The organism is Roseovarius nitratireducens (assembly GCF_002925845.1).
Lineage (GTDB): Bacteria > Pseudomonadota > Alphaproteobacteria > Rhodobacterales > Rhodobacteraceae > Roseovarius > Roseovarius nitratireducens.
Map to the genome: position 1 here is coordinate 105,706 of NZ_PDNI01000028.1, position 18,246 is coordinate 123,951.

An 18,246-nucleotide genomic window follows, 5' to 3' on the forward strand; every position below is an offset into this window, starting at 1 on the left:
TGCCAATCGCCTCCGGCTTCGCGTGTCGCGCCGTTACATGCAAGGACAGGACCGATGAACAACCTGCAGAAGCTTGACCGAATCGACATTCGCATACTGGCCGAGTTGCAGCGCAACGGCCGCATCACCAATGTCGAATTGGCCGATCTCGTTCACCTGTCGCCCTCGCCTTGTCTGACCCGCGTGAAGAAATTGCAAAAATCCGGCTATATCACCGGATACTCGGCGCTGATCAACGTGGCCAAGCTGGGTGAGACGCTGACCGTGTTCACCGAGTTCACGCTGAAGAACCACCGGCAGATAGATTTTGCCCGTTTTCAGGAATCTCTGGAAAAGATCGACAATTGCGTTGAATGTCACCTGATTTCCGGCGGCTACGACTATCTGGCCAAGTTCGTCACCGCCGGGATCAGCGACTATCAGGAAATCATCGAAGAGCTGATTGACCGCAACTCGGGAATAGATCGCTATTTCAGCTTCGTGGTGATGAAGACCCCGTTCATCAAGCGGCAGCTGCCGTTGACCCGGCTGTTCACGGAGACCGAGTAAAGACCAGGGGGCCAGCGCCTCAGCGGTCCGAAAACGCGGCCAGTAGTTCGGGATCCTGTTCCAGGCCGGCGAGCCAACCGGTATCGAGCTGCGGCACCGACGATATCAGCAGCCGGGAATAGGCGTGGGTCGCGTCTTGGGACATCCGTGCAGCCGGCAAGGCCTCGACCACCTCACCCTTGTACATGACGAGTACGTCGTCGCAGATCGCCTCGACGGTGGAAAGGTCATGGCTGATGAACATGTAGCTAAGTCCCAGTTCACCTTGCAGTTCCTTGAGCAATTCGAGAATCGCGGCCGCCACCACGGTATCCAAGGCCGAGGTGATCTCGTCGCAGAGGATCAGTTCGGGCTCGGCGGCCAGGGCGCGGGCAAGGTTCACGCGTTGCTTCTGTCCGCCCGACAGCTCGGACGGGAGCCGGTGGCGCAAGGTCGGCGGCAGGTGGACCATATCCAGCAACTCGATCACCCGCTTGTCAGCGGCGTCGCCGCGCAGACCCTTGTAGAACCGCAGCGGGCGCGCAATTATGCTGCCCACGGAATGCGCCGGGTTCAGTGCCGTGTCCGCCAACTGAAAGACGATCTGCGCGCGGCGCAGTTCCTGCTTGCTGCGTTGACCCAGGGATGGCGCGAGCGTGTGCCCATCCAGCAGCACTTCGCCCCGATAGGCTGGCAAGATGCCGGCAATGGCCCGCGCCAGCGTCGACTTGCCGGACCCCGACTCGCCGATCACACCCAGGTTGCGCCCGCGATATAGCTTGAAACTCACGTCGCTCATCACCTTGGCCAGCGGTTCGCCATCCTTGATGGGACCGTATCCCGCATAAAGGCCCCGAACTTCGAGTATCGGCGTCTCGGCTTCCGCTTCGACGTCCTTCACGGCGACATGTGGCACCGGATCGAAAGCGGCCAGAAGTTCCTTGGTATAGGGATGTTTGGGCGCGCTCAGAATCTGCTCGGTCGTGCCTTGTTCCTGGATTTCACCGTTCTTGAGCACCACGATGCGATCCGCGATCTGGGCGACAACGGCTAGGTCATGGCTGACATAGACGCCGGCCATGCCACCTTCCTCCATCACGCGGCGAAAGGCGCGCAGCACCTCGATCTGTGTCGTCACATCCAGCGCGGTGGTCGGCTCATCGAAGATCACCAGTTCCGGATCGCCGATCAGGGCCATCGCCGCCGACAGCCGCTGAAGCTGTCCGCCCGATACCTGGTGCGGGTAACGCTCGCCGATGGTGTCGGGATCGGGCAGCGCAAGCGCGCGAAAGAGACCGCGGGCGCGTTCCTCGGCCTTGGCGCGCGGCATCAGGTCATGGATGCGGGTTGTCTCCACCACCTGGTCCATGATCCGTTTGCTCGGATTGAACGCGGCTGCCGCCGATTGCGGGACATAGGAAATCTCGGTGCCGCGCAGCTTGGCGCGCTGCCTTTCGGTCATTCCTGTGACATCGTGCTCCCCGACGCGGATCGTACCGCCCTCGATGGAACAGCCACGGCGGGTGTGACCCATGAGCGAGAGCGCGATCGTCGTCTTGCCCGACCCGGATTCACCAATCAGGGCCAGGATTTCTCCGGGCGCGATGTCAAAGTCCACGCCACGAATGATCTCGACGTTGCGGCCCGAGTCGGTGACGGCACCAATCCGCAGGTCGCGGACGGAAACGAGAGGTGTGTCTGTCATCATTCGGCCCTGTCTCTGATCTTGGTGGGTAGGTTGTCGATGAACATGTTGACCGAGATGGTCAGTGACGCGATGGCGATGCACGGAAAGATCACCGCCGGAGCACCGAGGCTCAGCCCCTCGATGTTCTCGCGCACCAGGGCGCCCCAGTCGGCATAGGGCGGCTGCACGCCGAGGCCAAGGAAAGACAGGCCCGACAACACCAGAACGATAAAGACGAACCGCAACCCGAAATCGGCAAGAACCGGGCCGAGGATGTTGGGAAATATCTCGAACGTGATCATGTAAGGCGTGCCCTCGCCACGGGCACGGGCAACGGTCACGAAATCCATCGTGTTGATGTTCACCGCCAGCGCGCGGGCAAACCGGTAGGCCCCCGGCATGTAGATCGCGGCCAGCGTCCACACCAGAACCGGAATGGAGGACCCCACGGCGGCCACGACGACGAGACCGAAGAGCAACGAGGGGATACCGTTGAACGCATCCAGAAGCCGCGACAGCAGCGTGTCGAACCAGCCGCCGATCACCGCCGCAATCATCCCGAGGATGACACCCAGGGTGCAGGCTAGCGTCACCGCCGCCAGTGCGATTCCCACCGTATAGCGTGCGCCCATCAAAACCCGCGAAAAGATGTCCCGGCCCAGGTAATCGGTACCCATCCAGTATTTGGCACTTACTCCGCCGAAATAGTCCCAGTCGACGATCTTGCCCACCGGGTAAGGCGTGAGCCAGTTTCCGACCAGCGCGACGATGGCCCAGAAAATGATGATCGCGATGCCGATTCGCCCCGTCCAGCCAAAGGAATAGCCCAGATTGCGCGGCGTCGGCAGACGGAGTTTGCGGGGGGTGGTCGTGGGAATCGTCATCACTGGCGCAGCCTTGGGTTCGAGAGGATTGCGATCATGTCCGCCAGTGTGATCAGCGTCAGGTAGCTGACGCAAAAGACCATCGCGCAGGACTGGATCAGCGGCAGGTCGCGGGTGGCGACGGCGTCCACCATGAGCTTGGCAACGCCCGGATAGTTGAACACGGTCTCGACGATGATCACCCCGCCGACGAGATAGGACAGCGACAACGCCACCGCGTTGGCAATGGGACCAAGCGCGTTGGGAAGCGCGTGAACCAGGACCATGCGCAGCTTCGAGGCGCCCTTGAGCAGGGCCATCTCGACATACGGGGTCTCGATCGTTTCGATCACCGCCGCTCTGGTCATGCGGATCATCTGGGCCGCGACGACGAAGCTCAGCGTGATGACCGGCATGGCATAGGCCCGCAGCATCGCGCCGATGCTGTCGACATTGACACCGTAGCTGAGCGCCGGCAGCCAGCCCAGCCAGACGGCAAAGACCAGAACGGACAGGGTGGCCACCATGAATTCCGGCACCGAGATCACCGAAATCGTAGCCACAGACACCGCCCGGTCCAGCCAAGAGCCACGAAACATCGCCGCGATGATGCCAAGGGTGAGTGCCACTGGCACGCAGATGACGGTCACGATCCCTGCAAGGCGCAGCGAGTTCTGCAATCGCCCCCCCAAGAGATCGACCACTTCGATGTCGTTGACGTAAGAGCGCCCCATATCGCCCGTGGCGAGCCCCACCAGCCAACCTAGAAAGCGCTGAAATGCCGGCTCGTTCAGCCCCATCGCCTCGCGTAGCCCGGCAACAGCTTCGGGTGTTGCTGCCTGTCCAAGCAGGATCTGGGCGACATCGCCGGGCAACATTTCCGTCGCGAAGAACACCGCGAAGGATACGATGACGAGCGTTATTAATGCGATCCCGAGACGTTGCCCGATGAGACGCCATGTCGTGGTTGACCAGAGCATGGGGCACCCCCTTTTCAGGAATGGAAATGGCCCGCGCATGTTGCCATGCGCGGGCGCTCGTTGGCAGTGGGATTATTCGTCCAGCCAGACGTATTCCGCAAAGGCATAGCCCATCAGGTTGCCCAGAGGATTGGGACGTAGCCCCTTAAGCTCGCTGGCGATCCCATCGATGTTTGAGATATAGGCAGGGATGATCGTGCCCGCCTCATTGGCGACCATCTCCTGCATCTCCCAGTACATGTCGGTCCGCTTGGTCTCATCCAGCAATCCGCGTGCCTCGATCAGCATGTTGTCGAACTTCTCGGATTTGTACTGGCTTTCGTTCCAGGGCGCCTCGGAATGATAGAGCAGCGAGAACAGGATGTCCGGCGTCGGTCGCGGGTTGATGTTGCCGAAATGGACCGGCGCTTTCAGCCAGTAATTCGACCAGTACCCGTCAGAGGGCGCGCGCTGAACATCGAATGTCATGCCGATTTCAGATCCTGCCTGCTGCACCACTGTCGCCATGTCGATCGAGGCGTTGGCGGCATCGGATGCGACAATCGGGATTGTCTGTCCCAGAACGCCTGCCTTCTCAAACAGCGCGCGTGCGCGTTCTGGATCATACTCATGGGGCTGCAACTCGGTATTGTGATAGCGGTTGGCGGGAGAGACCGGCTGGTCGTTGCCGATCTCGGCCAATCCACGCAAGATCGATTTCTGGATCAGTTCGCGATTGACCAAGTGTTTCATGCCCTCGATGAACCCGGCCTTCGCTCCGGGGTCGATGTCCAGACGAATATTGAGATTTGTATAGTTGCCGGTCGTGGTTATAGAGGTGTCCACACCCTGCTGACCTTCCATCATCCGCAAAGAACGTGCATTGATCGCACCCGCGATGTGGATATCGTCAGACAGAAGTGCATTGACCCGGGCATTGTTGTCGGAGATCGCGAAAAACTCGAAACTGTCGAGATAGGGACCCGTTGCCTTGAAGTAGTTCGGGTTGCGAGCCGCGATCGAGCGAACGCCCGGCTCGAACTCTTCGAGCACGAATGCGCCGGTGCCGATGCCCTTGGAGAAATCCGTGGTGCCGTCGGCAACAATCATGAAGTGGTGCAGCGACAGGATGGTCGGCAGGTCGGCATTGGGTTCGGTCAGGACGATCCGGACGTTCAGATTATCGACCGCGGTGATTTCGGCCATCTGCTTGGCGATGGAGTTCACCTTGGAACCGACATCCGGATCGAGATGACGCTTGAGCGAGAACACCACATCGGCCGAGCTCAGCGTCTTGCCGTCATGGAAGGTGACACCGGATTTCAGCTTGACGTTCCAGGTCTTGGCGTCGCTCGATTCGAATGACTCGGCCAGTTCCATCTCGACTTCGCCGGCCTCATTCAGAAAGGTCAGCCGGTTATAGAGCGCGCAGCTGCGCGTGTAGTCGGTCGAGAGCGAGGCCTTGGCCGGATCCAGCGTGTCGGCAGTAGATGCCGACCAGCCCGCGGCCTTCAGGTGCCCACCGGTCTTTGGCGTGGCTGCGACCGCCTGAGTGGCCCGCATCAAGAGACCGCCACCTGCGCCGAGGGCCACGCCCGAGCCCATGAGCATCTTCAGAAGATCACGGCGCGACGCACCGCGGCGGATCGCCTCTTCGACCATGGCGTCGTCGCGCGCGGTCCAGTTGTTCGGAGTATCGTTGGTCATGTCTGTGTTCCCTGTGTCAGTTGAGGTTGGTGGTTCAGTCGAGACCCCATCCGGTTCTTTGTGCCGGTTTGGGCCGGGGTGGCGGGCTCAGGTCGCGGCCGCACGTTCGGTTGCATCGGCCAGTTCCATGAGCGATCGGAAATGGTAGTCGGGTTCGGTGAAGGTCTCGGGCTCTATCGTGGCGCCATAGCCCGCTTGCCCGTGGCGGCGTTCTATCCAGACATTCGTCATGCCCAGCCGTCGCGAGATACCGATATCGTGGTGCTGACTTTGCGCCGTATGCAGGATGTTGTCAGCCGTGCCGCCGGTCGCTTCCACGTGGGCAAACACCTTGTGGAAAAAGGCCGGGTCAGGCTTTTCGGTGCCGGTATCGTCCACGGTGAACCCCGCCCAGAACGGAAAACCCAGCTTTGCCTCGTATTTCTCAAAGGCCCACCGGCGGGCATTGGTCATGGCGATCAGCTTGTAGTGCTTGCCAAGCCGGGCCAGTGCCTCTGCACTGTCGGGAAACGGGGACGCTTCTCCCACCGCGTCTACCACGCGGGCGCGCAACTCGGCGGTATCGGGCAGGCCAAACCGCGCCGCGATCACACCGTAGCAGCGATCCAGATCATCCGGGAAAAGGCCGGCATCAGGCTCATAGCGTGCCGCACGATAGACCGACAACGCCTCTTCGCCATCGAGATCGACACCAGCCTCCAGGGCGATGGCCGTCAGCGCGCCGGTGATCGCAGCTTCGAAATCTATCAGCGTGCCAACGACGTCAAAGCTCATAAAGGCGAACGCGGTCAAAGGTTTTGTCATCGTTGCTGTTGTCATCCGACGCTACCTTTTCTTCTCATGCCCCCTTCGGGGAAAGGGGGCATCGCCCCGTTAGATTGATCATCGCCCGTTGGACGAAGGCCGTGACGTCGAATTCTGTTGACGCTGCGGCAGATTCTTTCGTTTTGCGGGGGCGCGCGGCGAGAAATGCCGCCCCCCCGATTGCGGCCTAGTACCCTTGCTCCCTGTCCACGAGACCTGGGAGTGCAGAGCCGTCACGGGTGGCGCGGATCACGGCCAACGCGTGACGCGCACCCTCGACCGCATCCGTTTCTGCCGCGGTGTGCGGTGTTATGATGACCCTTGGATCTATCCATGCCCAATGACTCTGCGGCAATGGCTCGGGCTCCGTCACGTCCAGCATCGCGGCCCGAAGGCGTCCTGCATCAAGCGCGTTGCGCATTGCCTCCATATCAAGCTGCGCGCCGCGCCCGGCATGGACGAGCGCCGCGCCCTCGGGCAATGACGAGAAGACGTCGGCCCCGAGCAGCCCGCGCGTTTCGTCTGTCAAAGGCAGCAGACAGATCAGCAGGTCGGTTCGGGCGAGAAACGCGGCAAGATCGGCATGGCCGTAGACCTCGATATTGTCGACGGGGTGGCCAGACCGGCTCCATCCCGCGACGTCAAAGCCCAGCGACGAAAGGCTCGCCGCCGCCGCACGCCCGATCCGGCCCAATCCCATGATCCCCACGCGGCCCGCGCTGGCCGGGCGCGGGGGATGCGTGCACCACTCGCCGTGCGCGCCCTGCTCCAGATAGCGCGGCATGTCGCGATGCAGCATCAGCGTCGCCATCAGCACCCAGTCGCGTACCATCGCGTCGATCCCGGGCGCCAGTGTGCGGACCAGCGCGACGTCGGGCGGCAGGGCCGGCATCTGATCCACGCCCGCGCCGGTGCTTATCACTGCCTTGAGATTGGAATAACGACCGACGTCAGCCGGGGGCGTCCAACAGGCCAGATGCGTGATGGCGGACGGATCCTGCACGGCATCCTCGCCCACGACCAGTTCCTCTCCGGCGACGTCGAAAATCGGCCGCCAGGCGCGGGCGCGTTCAGGCGGTCCAAGCAGCAAGAGCGTCATGAGCGAAGCACCTCGCGGATTTCAGTGTCCTCCAGTGTCAGGTCCAGTACCTTGCGCGTGCGCTCGACGATCCGGTCGATTTCGGCGTCCGTGCAGCACAACGGCGGGGCATAACCCAGTACCCCCTGCGCAAAGGATCGCAGGATCAGCCCCTGCTCCCATGCGCGATCAAAGAGCCGCGTCGCCGCGTCCAGCGCGGCGGGCAGAGGTGTCTTTTTTTCCTTGTCTGTGACAAGTTCGACCGCCGCCAGCATGCCGCGCCCGCGCACGTCGCCCACCAGCGGATGGTCGGCCAGGCCGGCCAGCCCTTGCTGCAAGCGGGCGCCCTGACGGCGGCCATTTTCCAGCAGCCCACCTTCGTAGAGCTTCAGTATTTCGAGCGCCACAGCGGCTGAAACAGGGTGCGCGGAATAGGTAAATCCATGCCCGACGGCCTTGGTGCCCGCACCTTCGGCGATGGTCTGGTAGACATGCTCGCTCATCAACACCGCGCCCATGGGCACATACCCCGAGGTCAAGCCCTTGGCGACGGTCATCAGGTCGGGCACGATGCCTTCGTCTTCGCAGGCAAAGAGCGGCCCGGTCCGGCCAAACGCCGTGATCACCTCGTCGGCAACAAAGAGGATGCCAAGTTCGGTGCAGGCATCGCGCATCGCCTTGATCCAGCCATTGGGCGGCACGAGAACCCCGCCAGACCCCTGAATGGGCTCGACATAAAAGGCGGCAACCCGTTCGGGGCCAATTTCCTCGGCCTTGGCACGCAAGGCCGCCACCGACGCAGAGATTATGGCCGCATCATCCGTCCCCACCGGGTTGCGATAGGCGTAGTGCGACGGGATCTTGTGCTGCCAGTCATGGGGCAGACCAAAGCCGTCGTGAAACACCGGCAACGCCGTCAGACCAGCGCCCGCGGAAGTCGAGCCGTGGTAGCCTTGCGCGACCGAGATGAACTGATCGCGTTCCGGCTGACCTCGAGCGTGCCAGTAGTAGCGGATGAAACGGATCGTGCTGTCCACTGCGTCCGACCCGCCAAGGCAGAAATACACGTGATCCAGATCACCGGGTGCGCGCTCGGCCAGTTCGGCGGCCAGACGAATCGGCGCCTCGGCGCCCAGATCGAAATAGCCGGTGGCATAGGGCAGGTCGCGCATCTGCGTCGCGGCGGCCTGAACCACGCTTTCATGCCCGTAACCCGCGTTGACGCACCACAGACCGGCAAAGCCGTCGATCAACTCGCGCCCTTCGCTGTCTGTCACGGTGGCCCCGTGCGCCGAGCGGAGCACGCGCACGCCGCGCGCCTCATGCCCTTGGAAGGAAGAGACCGGATGGACAAGGTGCCGACGGTCGAGTTCGACGAGGGAGTTTGTGAGCATGATCGTCTCCGGTGAAATTATCCGAGCGCCTGAGACACAAGGGCGAAGGTCTTGAATTCAGCCGCAGGGGCCACGCCGGGATCGCAGACCATCGCGGTGCCGCCCCCCACATGCGCCAGGCCCAGTGTCGTCACGAAATCCGACAGCCCCGCTGCCTCGGGCAGGTCGATGCGCAGGAACGTGCCTGCGTTGCGCAGCACTCCCTCGGCGATCAGCGAACGCGCGGTTGCCGCGTCACGCGCGACCACCGGGCCGATCACACGCCCGCGCCCGAAATCTCGCAAAAGCGCAAAGCCGCCCTCGGCCAGAAGCACCTCGCCCTGTGCCGCGATCCTTTCGAGCAGTGCGCGGCGGTCGAGACCGGACGCCGCATGGTCCATTTCCGCCAGCCGCACCACATCCTGCGCAGTGCCATCCCGCACCGGCAGTTCGGGGATCGCTGTCTGCGCGATACCCTGATGCTGGAAAATCCGGTGCGTGGCGCGAAAGCCCAGCTTTTCATACAGCGGCAACCCCTCGAGGGTGGCAACCAGCCGCATTCCCGATCCCCGCGCAAGCTCCATAGCCGCTGCCATTAGCCGCCGGCCAAGGCCGCGTCCGCGCATCGCCTCATCCACGATGATCATGTTGATGAGCGCGACCGCGCCGAAACGTGTGCAACACGCCGTCCCGACAACGCGCGCGCCATGCAGCGCCACGACCCCTTCAGAGACCGCGAGAGCCAATGCCCAATCATCTTGCGTGTGTGGCCAACCCACCTGTTGCGAGAGGTGCAACGCCTCGGCCACATGGTCGGGCGCAAAAGGGCGGATTTCCAGCCCCGATCCAAGCGTGGGTTGCGTGGAAGCGTCTGTCATGAACTCACTCGTCTTGTTGTCGCTTTCACGGTAGGGCGCGTGGATCGGCATGTTGCGCCTGAAGCGTGATCGGTGCGGCAGTTTTCTTTTGCGTCGCCCCGCCTGCGCCGCAGGAAATGCCGCCTCTACCCGGCACAGGCCCGACCGAGGGCCAATAGCATGTCATGGCAGGCCCGAAGCTCGGGCAGGGTCAGGTACTCCTCGGGCCGATGTGCGCGGGCGATGTCACCGGGGCCGCAGATGATTGCCGGAATACCCGCCTGCTGATAAAGCCCTGCCTCCGTCCCGAAACTCACGGCGGCGGTCGCGAGATGACCGGAAACCTCAGACATGAGGGCGGCCAGCGGATGCGCGGCATCGAGGGCAAGGGGCGGATAGCTGGAGAGCCACTCCGTATCCACACCGCTCTTTTCGGCGGCGGCCAGGACCGGGGCGAGCAGCGACCCGGGATCGGTCCCGGCGATGGCGCGGGCCTCGATCTCTGCCTCGGCCCGATCCGGAATGATATTGATTGCCTGCCCGCCTGTGACCGTGCCGACTTGCAGGCTGGACCATGGCGGCGCGAACCGGTCATCCCGTGGGCCACGTGCCTGCAACTCGCGCGCCTGTGCTTCGGCCGCGACCAGCGCAGGCAGCAGCGCGTGGATCGCGTTTCGCCCCAGATCAGGACGCGAGCTATGGCCCGCCACGCCCGTCGCGTGCAAACGCAGCGCCGCCTTGCCCTTGTGCGCGAGCACCGGCACCAGCCCCGTGGGCTCTCCGACGATGCAGCCAAGCGGCGCCGCGCACATCTCTGGCAGCTTGGCGATCAGGTGTGGCACACCTTTGCAGCCGGCCTCCTCGTCATATGAGAGCGCGATATGAATGGGGGTGCCCGGCGCCATCGCCGCCAGATCCGGTGCGACGGCAAGGACAGCGGCAATAAAGCCCTTCATGTCACACGCCCCGCGACCGATCAGCCGGTCGCCGGTCTGGCGCAGGGTGAACGGGTCGGCGTGCCACCCGGGTTCCTCGGCCGGGACGACATCGACATGACCCGACAGGATATAGCCGGGTCGCGTCGCGTCTCCGATCGTGGCAAAGAGGTTGGCACGGTCGCCTTCCGGCCCGACGAGGATGCGGCAGGAAATGCCGTGCCCGTCGAGCCAGTCCGCGACCGCCTCGATCAACGACAGGTTCGGACGCCCGACAACCGTGTCAAAGCCGACAAGCCGGGCGAGCATCTCATGGGGTGTGCGGGCAAAGGCCATGGTGGCTGTGTGTCCTTTTGTCAGATGGCGCGCAGGCATGGTTGATCCTGCACCGAAGCGAGACGGGAGGGGCGTTGCTTCGCGCGGGTCCAACGGCACCTTTTGCCGGATCCTGCCCGTACAACGCGATATCCTGCGGCAAGCCCGTCAAACGCGGCAATCCATTCCGCCGCCAAACGGCAAGGATGAAGGCATCGCAGACGCTTTGGAGACCATCATGACCTTCCGCCCCAAGTTCATCACTTTTGACTGCCACGGCACCATGATCTTTTACGACATGGCCGGTGCGACGCGCGATCACTACGGTGAGACGCTGTCGCCCGAGGCAATGGAGGTGTTCATCCGGGATTTCGCGGCCTACCGGCTCGATGAGGTTCTCGGGGCGTGGAAGCCCTATGCAGAGGTGGTGCACAATTCTCTGGAACGGACCTGCAAGCGCAACGGCGTGGCGTTCGATGCGGATATCGCGACGGCAATCTACCAGCGTGTGCCGACATGGGGGCCGCATGCGGACGTCCCGGCAGGCCTCGCCAAGATTGCGGACAAAATCCCGTTGGTGGCGCTGACCAATGCGATGAACAGCCAGATCCCGCACAACATCGCCAATCTCGGCGCGCCCATTGCCCATGTCTTCACCGCCGAGGATGCACAGGCGTACAAGCCGCAGATGCGCGCATTCGAGTATATGTTCGATCAACTCGGGTGCGGGCCGGAGGACGTGTTGCACGTATCGTCGAGCTTTCGCTACGATCTGATGACGGCGCACGATCTCGGCATCACCCACAAGGCATGGGTAAATCGTGGCCATGAACCGGCCAATCCGTATTACGGTTATACCGAGATCCCGGATATCTCCGGACTGCCCGCTCTGGTCGGGCTGTAGGCTAGGCAGAGACGATAATGAAATACACATCCTACTGGCACGATTCCGCCCCCGCCTTCGACGCCGGACACCAAGGCCCGGTCGAGGGCCGCTTTGACGTGGCGGTGATCGGCGGCGGCTTCACCGGGCTGAGCGCGGCGCGGCGGCTGGCGCGCGCGGGGGTATCGGTGGCGCTGCTCGAGGCAGAGCATGTCGGGGCTGGCGGGTCGGGCCGTAATGGTGGGCACCTCAACAACGGCATGGCGCACAGTTATGCCGCGGCCAAGGCGCATCTGGGGGCAGAGCGCGCCCACGCGCTCTATCAGGCTTATGATCGCTCGATCGACATGATCGAGGATACCATCGCCGAGGAACGAATTGCTTGCGACTTTCGCCGTTCGGGCAAGCTCAAGCTGGCGTCGAAGCCAAGCCACGTCGCATCGCTGCGCGCCAATTGCGCGTTGATCGCGCGTGAAGTCGATCCCGAGGCGCGTTGGCTGGAACCTGACACGCTGCGCGCCGAGATTGGATCGCGCGCATTCCACGGTGCCTGCCTGCAACCGAAATCGGCAATGATGCATATGGGGCGCTATGTGTCGGGGCTGGCGCGGGCGACGGCAGAGCACGGTGCGCTGATCTGGGAGAACGCACCGGTGACGGGGCGGCGCAAACAGGATGGCCTGTGGAGGCTCGACACCCCGCGCGGTCATCTGCACGCAGAGCGGATCATCGCCGCGACAGGCGCCTATGCCGGTGCGGTCAAGGGGGCGCCGCTCAAGCCCTTTTGCAGGCGTATCATATCGGTCGGCTCGTTCATCGTGGCGACGCGCCCGCTGACCGACGCAGAGGTCGCAGCGACCTTGCCCGGCAATCGCACTTGCGTAACCTCGATGAATATTGGCAATTATTTCCGCCTGTCGCCCGACAACCGCCTCATCTTTGGTGGTCGCGCACGGTTTTCAGCCAGTTCCGACCAACGCTCGGACGCGAAATCGGGCGAGATTCTGCGCGCCGGGATGGCGCGGATATTTCCGCACCTTGCAGATGTCGAGATCGACTATTGCTGGGGTGGCCTTGTCGGCATGACCAAGGACAGATTTCCCCGCGTCGGCGAATTGGACGGCATGATCTACGGCATGGGCTACTCCGGGCATGGCGCGCAAATGTCGACCCTGGTAGGTGCGTCGCTGGCGGACACGGCCATGGGGCACCCGGATGCCAACCCGCTGGCCGGTCTGGACTGGCCCACGGTACCGGGATATTCCGGGCGTCCGTGGTTCCTGCCATTGGTGGGGCTGTGGTTCTCGATGAAGGATCGGCTATCGTGATGCTACTGCCGGTCAGCCCAGTGAATGGGCGGCAAGCCCAAACATCCTCGGGCCGCTAAGCAGGCGGCGCTGGTTGCCCAGATACATCTCAGTGACCGTGTCGTGGATACCCATTCCGGCCGCTGACAGAAATGCACCGAACTCTTCACTTTCGGCAGGCGTATCAAGGCGGACGAAATCACCCTGACTGCGCTGAATGAGCGGCGCCGCAAGCATCATGGCCATGCTCTCGGTTTCGGCGACGAGCGGCCCTATGACCCATCCCCGGCCAAAGCGTCGGCGCAGCGCGAAGCCGCGTATCTCGTCCCCGGATTCGACCACCATCCCGTCGGACAGATGCAGCATCGCCGCCATCGTGTCATCACGCGCCGCTCCATAAGCATGCGTGTCCAGTGCGCGAATTTGCGTCGCATCAGCGGGTTCCACAGGGCGCAAAGCAAGGCCCGGCACAGGCGCGGGCAGGTGGATTGGCCGGGTCACGCCCTGATGCTGCCAGATCGTGCCGAGCGGAACAAAGCCCGCTTCCTTGTAGAGCCGGTACCCCTGACGCGTCGCGCTCAGCCGCAGATCCATGTCGGGACAGTCGTTCATCACCCGGCGCAACAACCAGCGCCCGGTGCCCATCGTCTGCAGGCGGGGCGCAGTGACCATCATGCCCAGCATGGCAAAATCGCTTCCCGCCCGAAAGCACATGGCAGACCCCATCGCGCGCCCGATTTCATCAATCGCCAGATAGCCTTCGCCAAGCGAGATGAGCATGTCGAGATCGCGACGACGGTGCGCCCAGAACACTCCAACCGTCAATTCGTGCAAAAGCGTGCGGTCGGCAGGGCTGATCCGGTGCGCCGTAGCGATGAACTTGTCCACGCGAAAGCTGTCGCGCAGGGTATTGTCCGCCTCCTGCGCGTTCTCGTCTTCCGTCGGTTCGCCGAATTGTCTCGCCATTAGTTCGCAAGCCTCTGTTTTTCCGTTGCTATGGCGCCTCAGGCCGGGCCGCGCAGCGTCTAATCACATCTCCTGCACAGTATCGACCATTCGTCACGGTTTTTTCTGCGGTTTCTAGCCCGGATACCACAGCATATGCGCTTTCATTCCTGTCAGGATCACACGCAAACGGGCGCCGGTCGGCCAACCCGAAAAAGGTGAACCCGAGCCACTGTAAAGGAGTTTCCGCGCCATGCGTGACGATCCGTTGTTGCAACCCTGCCAGGTCGGACATCTGACGTTGAAGAACCGTCTGCTGATCACCGGCCATGAACCCGGCTATGCCGAAGATGGGCTGCCCAAGGATCGCTACCGCGCCTATCACGTGGCGCGGGCGCGGGGTGGTGTGGCGCTGACCATGACCATGGGCTCTGCATCGGTTGCCCCTGACAGCGCGCCCTCTGGCGGGGGTATAGAGGCGTTTCGCGACGAGATCGTGCCCTGGATGAACGTGCTTGCACAGGAATGTCATGACGAGGGTTGTGCCGTGATGATCCAGCTGACCCATCATGGCCGACGCACACGCTGGGACCGCGGGGATTGGTTGCCCACCGTATCATCGAGCCATGAACGCGAAATCTCGCACCGTCACGCCGCCAAACTGGCCGAGGATTGGGATATCTCCCGGATCATCGAGGATTACGCCACCGCCGCCGCGCGCATGCACGAGGCCGGGCTCGACGGTGTCGAATTTCTCGCGACGGGGCATTTGCTGGATCAGTTCTGGTCACCGCGCTCCAATCATCTCGATGCGCCCTATGGCGGTTCGCTCGACAATCGCATGCGGCTGGCGATGGAGGTGCTGACAGAGACGCGCCGCAGGGTTGGGTCCGGCTTCTTGCTGGGGCTGCGCTATGCCGGGGACGAGATGTGCGCGGACGGGGTCGACGCAGAGGAAGGGCTCGAAATATCCCGCCGCCTGAAGGAAAGCGGGCTGGTGGATTTCGTCAATGTCACGCGAGGGCACATTGATACGGATGCGGGGCTTACCGACATGATCCCCGTGCACGGCATGCGAAGTGCGCCACATCTCGAAGCGGCGGCCCGGTTGCGCGAGGCGACAGGTATCCCCGTATTCCACGCCGCCAAGGTGGCGGATGTCGCCACCGCCCGCCACGCAATCGCAACCGGCATGGTGGACATGATCGGCATGACCCGCGCACATCTGGCCGATCCCGATATCGTCCGCCGGATCGAAGCCGGGCAAGAGGATCGTATTCGCCCGTGCGTGGGCGTCAATTTCTGCCTCGACCGGCGCTTTCAGGGGGCCGCCGCGCTATGTGCACACAACCCGTCCACGGGCCGGGAACAGGAACAGCCGCATTCCATAGCGCCCGCCGACGTTTCGCGCCGGGTGCTTGTGATCGGGGCCGGCCCCGGTGGGCTCGAGGCCGCCCGCGTGGCCGCCGAGCGTGGGCATGATGTCGAACTGCACGAGGCGGCCAACGACCCCGGCGGCCAGGTGCGGCTGATGGCCCAATCCGAGCGGCGGCGCGAAATCCTGTCCCTCATCGGCTGGCGCATGGCCGAATGCGAACGGCTGGGCGTTCGGTTTCACTTCAACAGTTTTGCGGAGCCTGAAACGGTGCTGGGCTCGGGTGCGGATCTGGTGATCGTCGCCACCGGCGGGCTGCCACATGACGTGCCGCTGCATGCCGGGCAGGATTTGCCCGTCTCAAGCTGGGATATCCTGTCAGGGGACGCACAGCCGGGCCAGAATGTGCTTGTCTTTGATAACGCGGGGGATGCGGCCGGCCTTCAGGCCGCCGAGATGATCGCTGCGACGGGCGCGCGGGTCGAGATCGTCAGCCCTGATCGCGCGCTATCGTCCGAGGTGATGCCCATGACGTTGACGCCATTCCTGCGCGAGGTGCAGGGCAAAGACGTGCATTTTACCGTCACCTGGCGTCTCAACGCGGTGCGGCGGGAGGGCAACAAGCTGTTGGCCGACCTTTGCAGCGATTACAGCACGGCGCGTATGACGCGCGAGGTCGATCAGGTCGTGGTCAACAATGGCACAGTGCCGCTCGACGATCTGTACTTTGCGTTGAAACCGCATTCGCGCAACCTTGGCGAGGTGGACCGGGACGCGTTGCTCGCGGGACAGGCCCAGACCATAACGCGCAATCCTGGGGCCGGGTTTGCACTGTTTCGTATCGGTGACGCGGTTGTCTCCCGCAACATCCATGCGGCGGTTTACGACAGTCTCAGGCTCATGCGGACCATGTGACTTATCTCACATCAGAATGCCCACGCGAGAACTGACGTTGGTCGTGCCCCACGGGGGCAAGGTGGGTGGCAAGACCGACCTCACCCCGTCCGTGATGCGAGCGTCGCATGACAGGTTCTCTCGCAAGGTTCAGATCGGAGCGAGGCTCGCCCCCTCGATGGTCGCCCCAGCCGCAAGCGTCTCGATGAAGTCCCGCGACGCGCGCGCCCAGGCCGCTTTTTCCAGCGCCTGCGCGATTTTCGGACGGACCGCTTCATAGGGCAACACCTGCCCCGGTGCGATGGCGTTCAGGCGGATGATGTGCCAGCCATGCCGCGACAACACCGGCGCGGGGCTCACGCCGCCCTCGTCCAGTTTGCGCAGCGCCGCCTCGAATTCCGGCACGGTGTCGCCGGGGCCAAGCTGGCCCAGGTGACCGCCCGAAGCCTTGGAACCGCAATCGCTCTCGCGGGCGGCCGCGGCAAAGCCCTTGGCGTCACCGTCGAGTTTTGCCAGCAGGGCAGTTGCCCTCGCTTCGGCGGCCGCACGCTCCTCATTATCGCGCGGATCGCAGGCGCACAGGATATGCGACACATCCCACAGCGGGGCCGAGCGGTAACGCGCCGGATCCTTTGCCCATTCGTCGCGCACCGTCTCTTCCGTGACAGGCGCGATGGTCAGCGCCTCGTCCAGAAGGGCGCGGATCAGCGCCTCCTCGTCGGTCTCGAAACGGCCCGGGGCCAGTTCCATCGGGTCGGGCACCAGCCCGCGCCGCCGCGCCTCCTGCAACAGAAGCGCCCGGATCGCCAGCGCCTGCGCGGCCTTGCGCCAGGCGATGCCGGGCTTGTCACGGGGGCCAGTGTGGTTCTGGGCCTCGGCGGCAACCGCCGCCGAGGGGATGGTTTCGCCGTTGACGACGACATCGGGGAAAAGCGCCACATTCATGACAGTCACTCCGCCGGGGTCGTCGCCGAGGGGCCGGCTTCACCCTGCACCTCGTCAAACGCGCGACGGCGCTCGTCGAGCGGACGGCGACGGCGCGAGCGCACGATCTGGTAGCCGGGCCGCGCCAGCAGGTAGCGGAACGGCGCTGCAAAACCCGACCAGATATGCACCAGCCGCGTGAACGGGAACAGGATCGTTATGATGAGCCCGAGGAAGATGTGCAGCTTGTAGAGCCAGTGCACATCGACAACCGTGACCCAGGCATTGATGTTCCAGGTCACCACGCTCTGCGACCAGGTCATGAAGCGGACCATTTCCGAGCCGTCCATATGCTGCAACGTCTGGGTGATGGTCAGAAGGCCGATCGCGAGCTGAAGCCAGATCAGCCCCATGATGATGATATCGGGCCAGGTAGAGGTCACACGGATACGCGGATCGGTGAGACGCCGGTGCAAGAGCATGGTCGAGCCGATCAGCGCGGCGATGCCCGCCGGGCCGCCGATCAGGACGGCCATCCACTGCTTGAGCCCGTAGGGAACACCAAGGGCATCCAGCACCCAGATCGGCGTGAAGAGGCCGATGAGGTGACCGAAGAATACCGTCAGAATACCGACGTGAAACAGAATGGACCCCCAGACCAGTTGCTTGCGCCGCAAGAGCTGGCTGGAAGAGCTTTTCCAGGTGAAGGGATCGCGCTCGTAGCGCGCGATGGAACCCACGAGGAACACCGTCAGCGCGACATAGGGCATGACCCCGAAGATGACGAAGTTGATATCGAAAGTGCCGAACAT

16 protein-coding genes are annotated in these 18,246 nt (G+C 63.3%); 4 read left to right on the top strand and 12 right to left on the bottom strand.

Annotated features, from left to right (window positions below; genetic code table 11):
• The first annotated feature begins 54 nt into the window (after positions 1–54).
• The gene (locus tag CRJ03_RS05275) at positions 55–549 is read left to right on the top strand and encodes an Lrp/AsnC family transcriptional regulator (protein WP_104017857.1); all 495 of its coding nucleotides are present in this window, start codon (positions 55–57) and stop codon (positions 547–549) included.
• 19 nt (positions 550–568) lie between these two features.
• Here the strand turns inward: CRJ03_RS05275 and CRJ03_RS05280 are convergent, their stop codons facing one another.
• The 9 genes from CRJ03_RS05280 to argE all read right to left on the bottom strand — a co-directional run bounded on the left by CRJ03_RS05280 (position 569) and on the right by argE (position 11,127).
• Entirely contained in the window at positions 569–2,233 is a 1,665-nt protein-coding gene (locus CRJ03_RS05280) for an ABC transporter ATP-binding protein (protein ID WP_104017858.1), read from the bottom strand.
• Complete coding sequence (locus CRJ03_RS05285) at positions 2,233–3,099, bottom strand: ABC transporter permease (protein ID WP_104017859.1); 867 nt, start codon at positions 3,097–3,099, stop codon at positions 2,233–2,235. Before CRJ03_RS05285 ends, CRJ03_RS05280 begins: the two co-directional genes overlap by 1 nt.
• Positions 3,099–4,058: an ABC transporter permease gene (locus tag CRJ03_RS05290; RefSeq protein WP_104017860.1), complete on the bottom strand. Its 960-nt coding sequence runs from the start codon at positions 4,056–4,058 to the stop codon at positions 3,099–3,101. Before CRJ03_RS05290 ends, CRJ03_RS05285 begins: the two co-directional genes overlap by 1 nt.
• Positions 4,059–4,130: 72 nt before the next feature.
• Positions 4,131–5,699 carry an ABC transporter substrate-binding protein gene (locus tag CRJ03_RS05295; RefSeq protein ID WP_240611563.1) on the bottom strand — a complete coding sequence of 523 codons (1,569 nt, stop codon included), beginning with the start codon at positions 5,697–5,699 and terminating at the stop codon, positions 4,131–4,133.
• A gap of 132 nt (positions 5,700–5,831) precedes the next feature.
• The gene (locus CRJ03_RS05300; protein ID WP_104017862.1) at positions 5,832–6,548 is read right to left on the bottom strand and encodes an HAD-IA family hydrolase; all 717 of its coding nucleotides are present in this window, start codon (positions 6,546–6,548) and stop codon (positions 5,832–5,834) included.
• Between the two features lie 187 nt (positions 6,549–6,735).
• The gene (locus CRJ03_RS05305; RefSeq protein ID WP_104017863.1) at positions 6,736–7,647 is read right to left on the bottom strand and encodes a 2-hydroxyacid dehydrogenase; all 912 of its coding nucleotides are present in this window, start codon (positions 7,645–7,647) and stop codon (positions 6,736–6,738) included.
• Positions 7,644–9,020 carry an aspartate aminotransferase family protein gene (locus tag CRJ03_RS05310; protein WP_104017864.1) on the bottom strand — a complete coding sequence of 459 codons (1,377 nt, stop codon included), beginning with the start codon at positions 9,018–9,020 and terminating at the stop codon, positions 7,644–7,646. The genes CRJ03_RS05305 and CRJ03_RS05310 overlap by 4 nt, the downstream gene beginning before the upstream one ends.
• A 17-nt stretch (positions 9,021–9,037) precedes the next feature.
• Positions 9,038–9,877, bottom strand: a complete 840-nt coding sequence (locus CRJ03_RS05315; protein ID WP_104017941.1) for a GNAT family N-acetyltransferase — start codon at positions 9,875–9,877, stop codon at positions 9,038–9,040.
• Between the two features lie 125 nt (positions 9,878–10,002).
• Positions 10,003–11,127: an acetylornithine deacetylase gene (argE, locus tag CRJ03_RS05320; protein WP_104017865.1), complete on the bottom strand. Its 1,125-nt coding sequence runs from the start codon at positions 11,125–11,127 to the stop codon at positions 10,003–10,005.
• 217 nt (positions 11,128–11,344) lie between these two features.
• On the opposite strand from argE, the gene CRJ03_RS05325 reads away from it, so the two are divergent.
• Both CRJ03_RS05325 and CRJ03_RS05330 read left to right on the top strand, forming a co-directional pair.
• Complete coding sequence (locus tag CRJ03_RS05325; RefSeq protein WP_206018307.1) at positions 11,345–12,010, top strand: haloacid dehalogenase type II; 666 nt, start codon at positions 11,345–11,347, stop codon at positions 12,008–12,010.
• Between the two features lie 17 nt (positions 12,011–12,027).
• Positions 12,028–13,317 (top strand): NAD(P)/FAD-dependent oxidoreductase, encoded by a 1,290-nt coding sequence (locus CRJ03_RS05330; RefSeq protein WP_104017866.1) that lies wholly within the window; start codon positions 12,028–12,030, stop codon positions 13,315–13,317.
• Between the two features lie 12 nt (positions 13,318–13,329).
• Here the strand turns inward: CRJ03_RS05330 and CRJ03_RS05335 are convergent, their stop codons facing one another.
• Entirely contained in the window at positions 13,330–14,184 is an 855-nt protein-coding gene (locus CRJ03_RS05335; protein ID WP_129590248.1) for a GNAT family N-acetyltransferase, read from the bottom strand.
• Between the two features lie 310 nt (positions 14,185–14,494).
• Between CRJ03_RS05335 and CRJ03_RS05340 the strand changes: the two genes are divergently transcribed.
• Complete coding sequence (locus CRJ03_RS05340; RefSeq protein ID WP_104017868.1) at positions 14,495–16,531, top strand: NADH:flavin oxidoreductase; 2,037 nt, start codon at positions 14,495–14,497, stop codon at positions 16,529–16,531.
• A 129-nt stretch (positions 16,532–16,660) separates the two neighbouring features.
• Here CRJ03_RS05340 and CRJ03_RS05345 read toward each other — a convergent pair whose 3' ends face one another.
• Positions 16,661–17,455: a peptidylprolyl isomerase gene (locus tag CRJ03_RS05345; RefSeq protein ID WP_104017869.1), complete on the bottom strand. Its 795-nt coding sequence runs from the start codon at positions 17,453–17,455 to the stop codon at positions 16,661–16,663.
• Positions 17,456–17,460: 5 nt separating this feature from the next.
• Positions 17,461–18,246 (bottom strand): respiratory nitrate reductase subunit gamma, encoded by a 786-nt coding sequence (gene narI / locus CRJ03_RS05350; protein WP_104017870.1) that lies wholly within the window; start codon positions 18,244–18,246, stop codon positions 17,461–17,463.

Coding starts and splice junctions, on each gene's coding strand:
- CRJ03_RS05275 (WP_104017857.1), top strand. CDS start 55: ATGAACAACCTGCAGAAGCTTGACCGAATCGACATTCGCATACTGGCC.
- CRJ03_RS05315 (WP_104017941.1), bottom strand. CDS start 9,877: ATGACAGACGCTTCCACGCAACCCACGCTTGGATCGGGGCTGGAAATC.
- argE (WP_104017865.1), bottom strand. CDS start 11,127: ATGGCCTTTGCCCGCACACCCCATGAGATGCTCGCCCGGCTTGTCGGC.
- CRJ03_RS05290 (WP_104017860.1), bottom strand. CDS start 4,058: ATGCTCTGGTCAACCACGACATGGCGTCTCATCGGGCAACGTCTCGGG.
- narI (WP_104017870.1), bottom strand. CDS start 18,246: ATGTTCGGCACTTTCGATATCAACTTCGTCATCTTCGGGGTCATGCCC.
- CRJ03_RS05280 (WP_104017858.1), bottom strand. CDS start 2,233: ATGACAGACACACCTCTCGTTTCCGTCCGCGACCTGCGGATTGGTGCC.
- CRJ03_RS05305 (WP_104017863.1), bottom strand. CDS start 7,647: ATGACGCTCTTGCTGCTTGGACCGCCTGAACGCGCCCGCGCCTGGCGG.
- CRJ03_RS05340 (WP_104017868.1), top strand. CDS start 14,495: ATGCGTGACGATCCGTTGTTGCAACCCTGCCAGGTCGGACATCTGACG.
- CRJ03_RS05295 (WP_240611563.1), bottom strand. CDS start 5,699: ATGGTCGAAGAGGCGATCCGCCGCGGTGCGTCGCGCCGTGATCTTCTG.
- CRJ03_RS05330 (WP_104017866.1), top strand. CDS start 12,028: ATGAAATACACATCCTACTGGCACGATTCCGCCCCCGCCTTCGACGCC.
- CRJ03_RS05285 (WP_104017859.1), bottom strand. CDS start 3,099: ATGACGATTCCCACGACCACCCCCCGCAAACTCCGTCTGCCGACGCCG.
- CRJ03_RS05310 (WP_104017864.1), bottom strand. CDS start 9,020: ATGCTCACAAACTCCCTCGTCGAACTCGACCGTCGGCACCTTGTCCAT.
- CRJ03_RS05300 (WP_104017862.1), bottom strand. CDS start 6,548: ATGACAAAACCTTTGACCGCGTTCGCCTTTATGAGCTTTGACGTCGTT.
- CRJ03_RS05325 (WP_206018307.1), top strand. CDS start 11,345: ATGACCTTCCGCCCCAAGTTCATCACTTTTGACTGCCACGGCACCATG.
- CRJ03_RS05345 (WP_104017869.1), bottom strand. CDS start 17,455: ATGAATGTGGCGCTTTTCCCCGATGTCGTCGTCAACGGCGAAACCATC.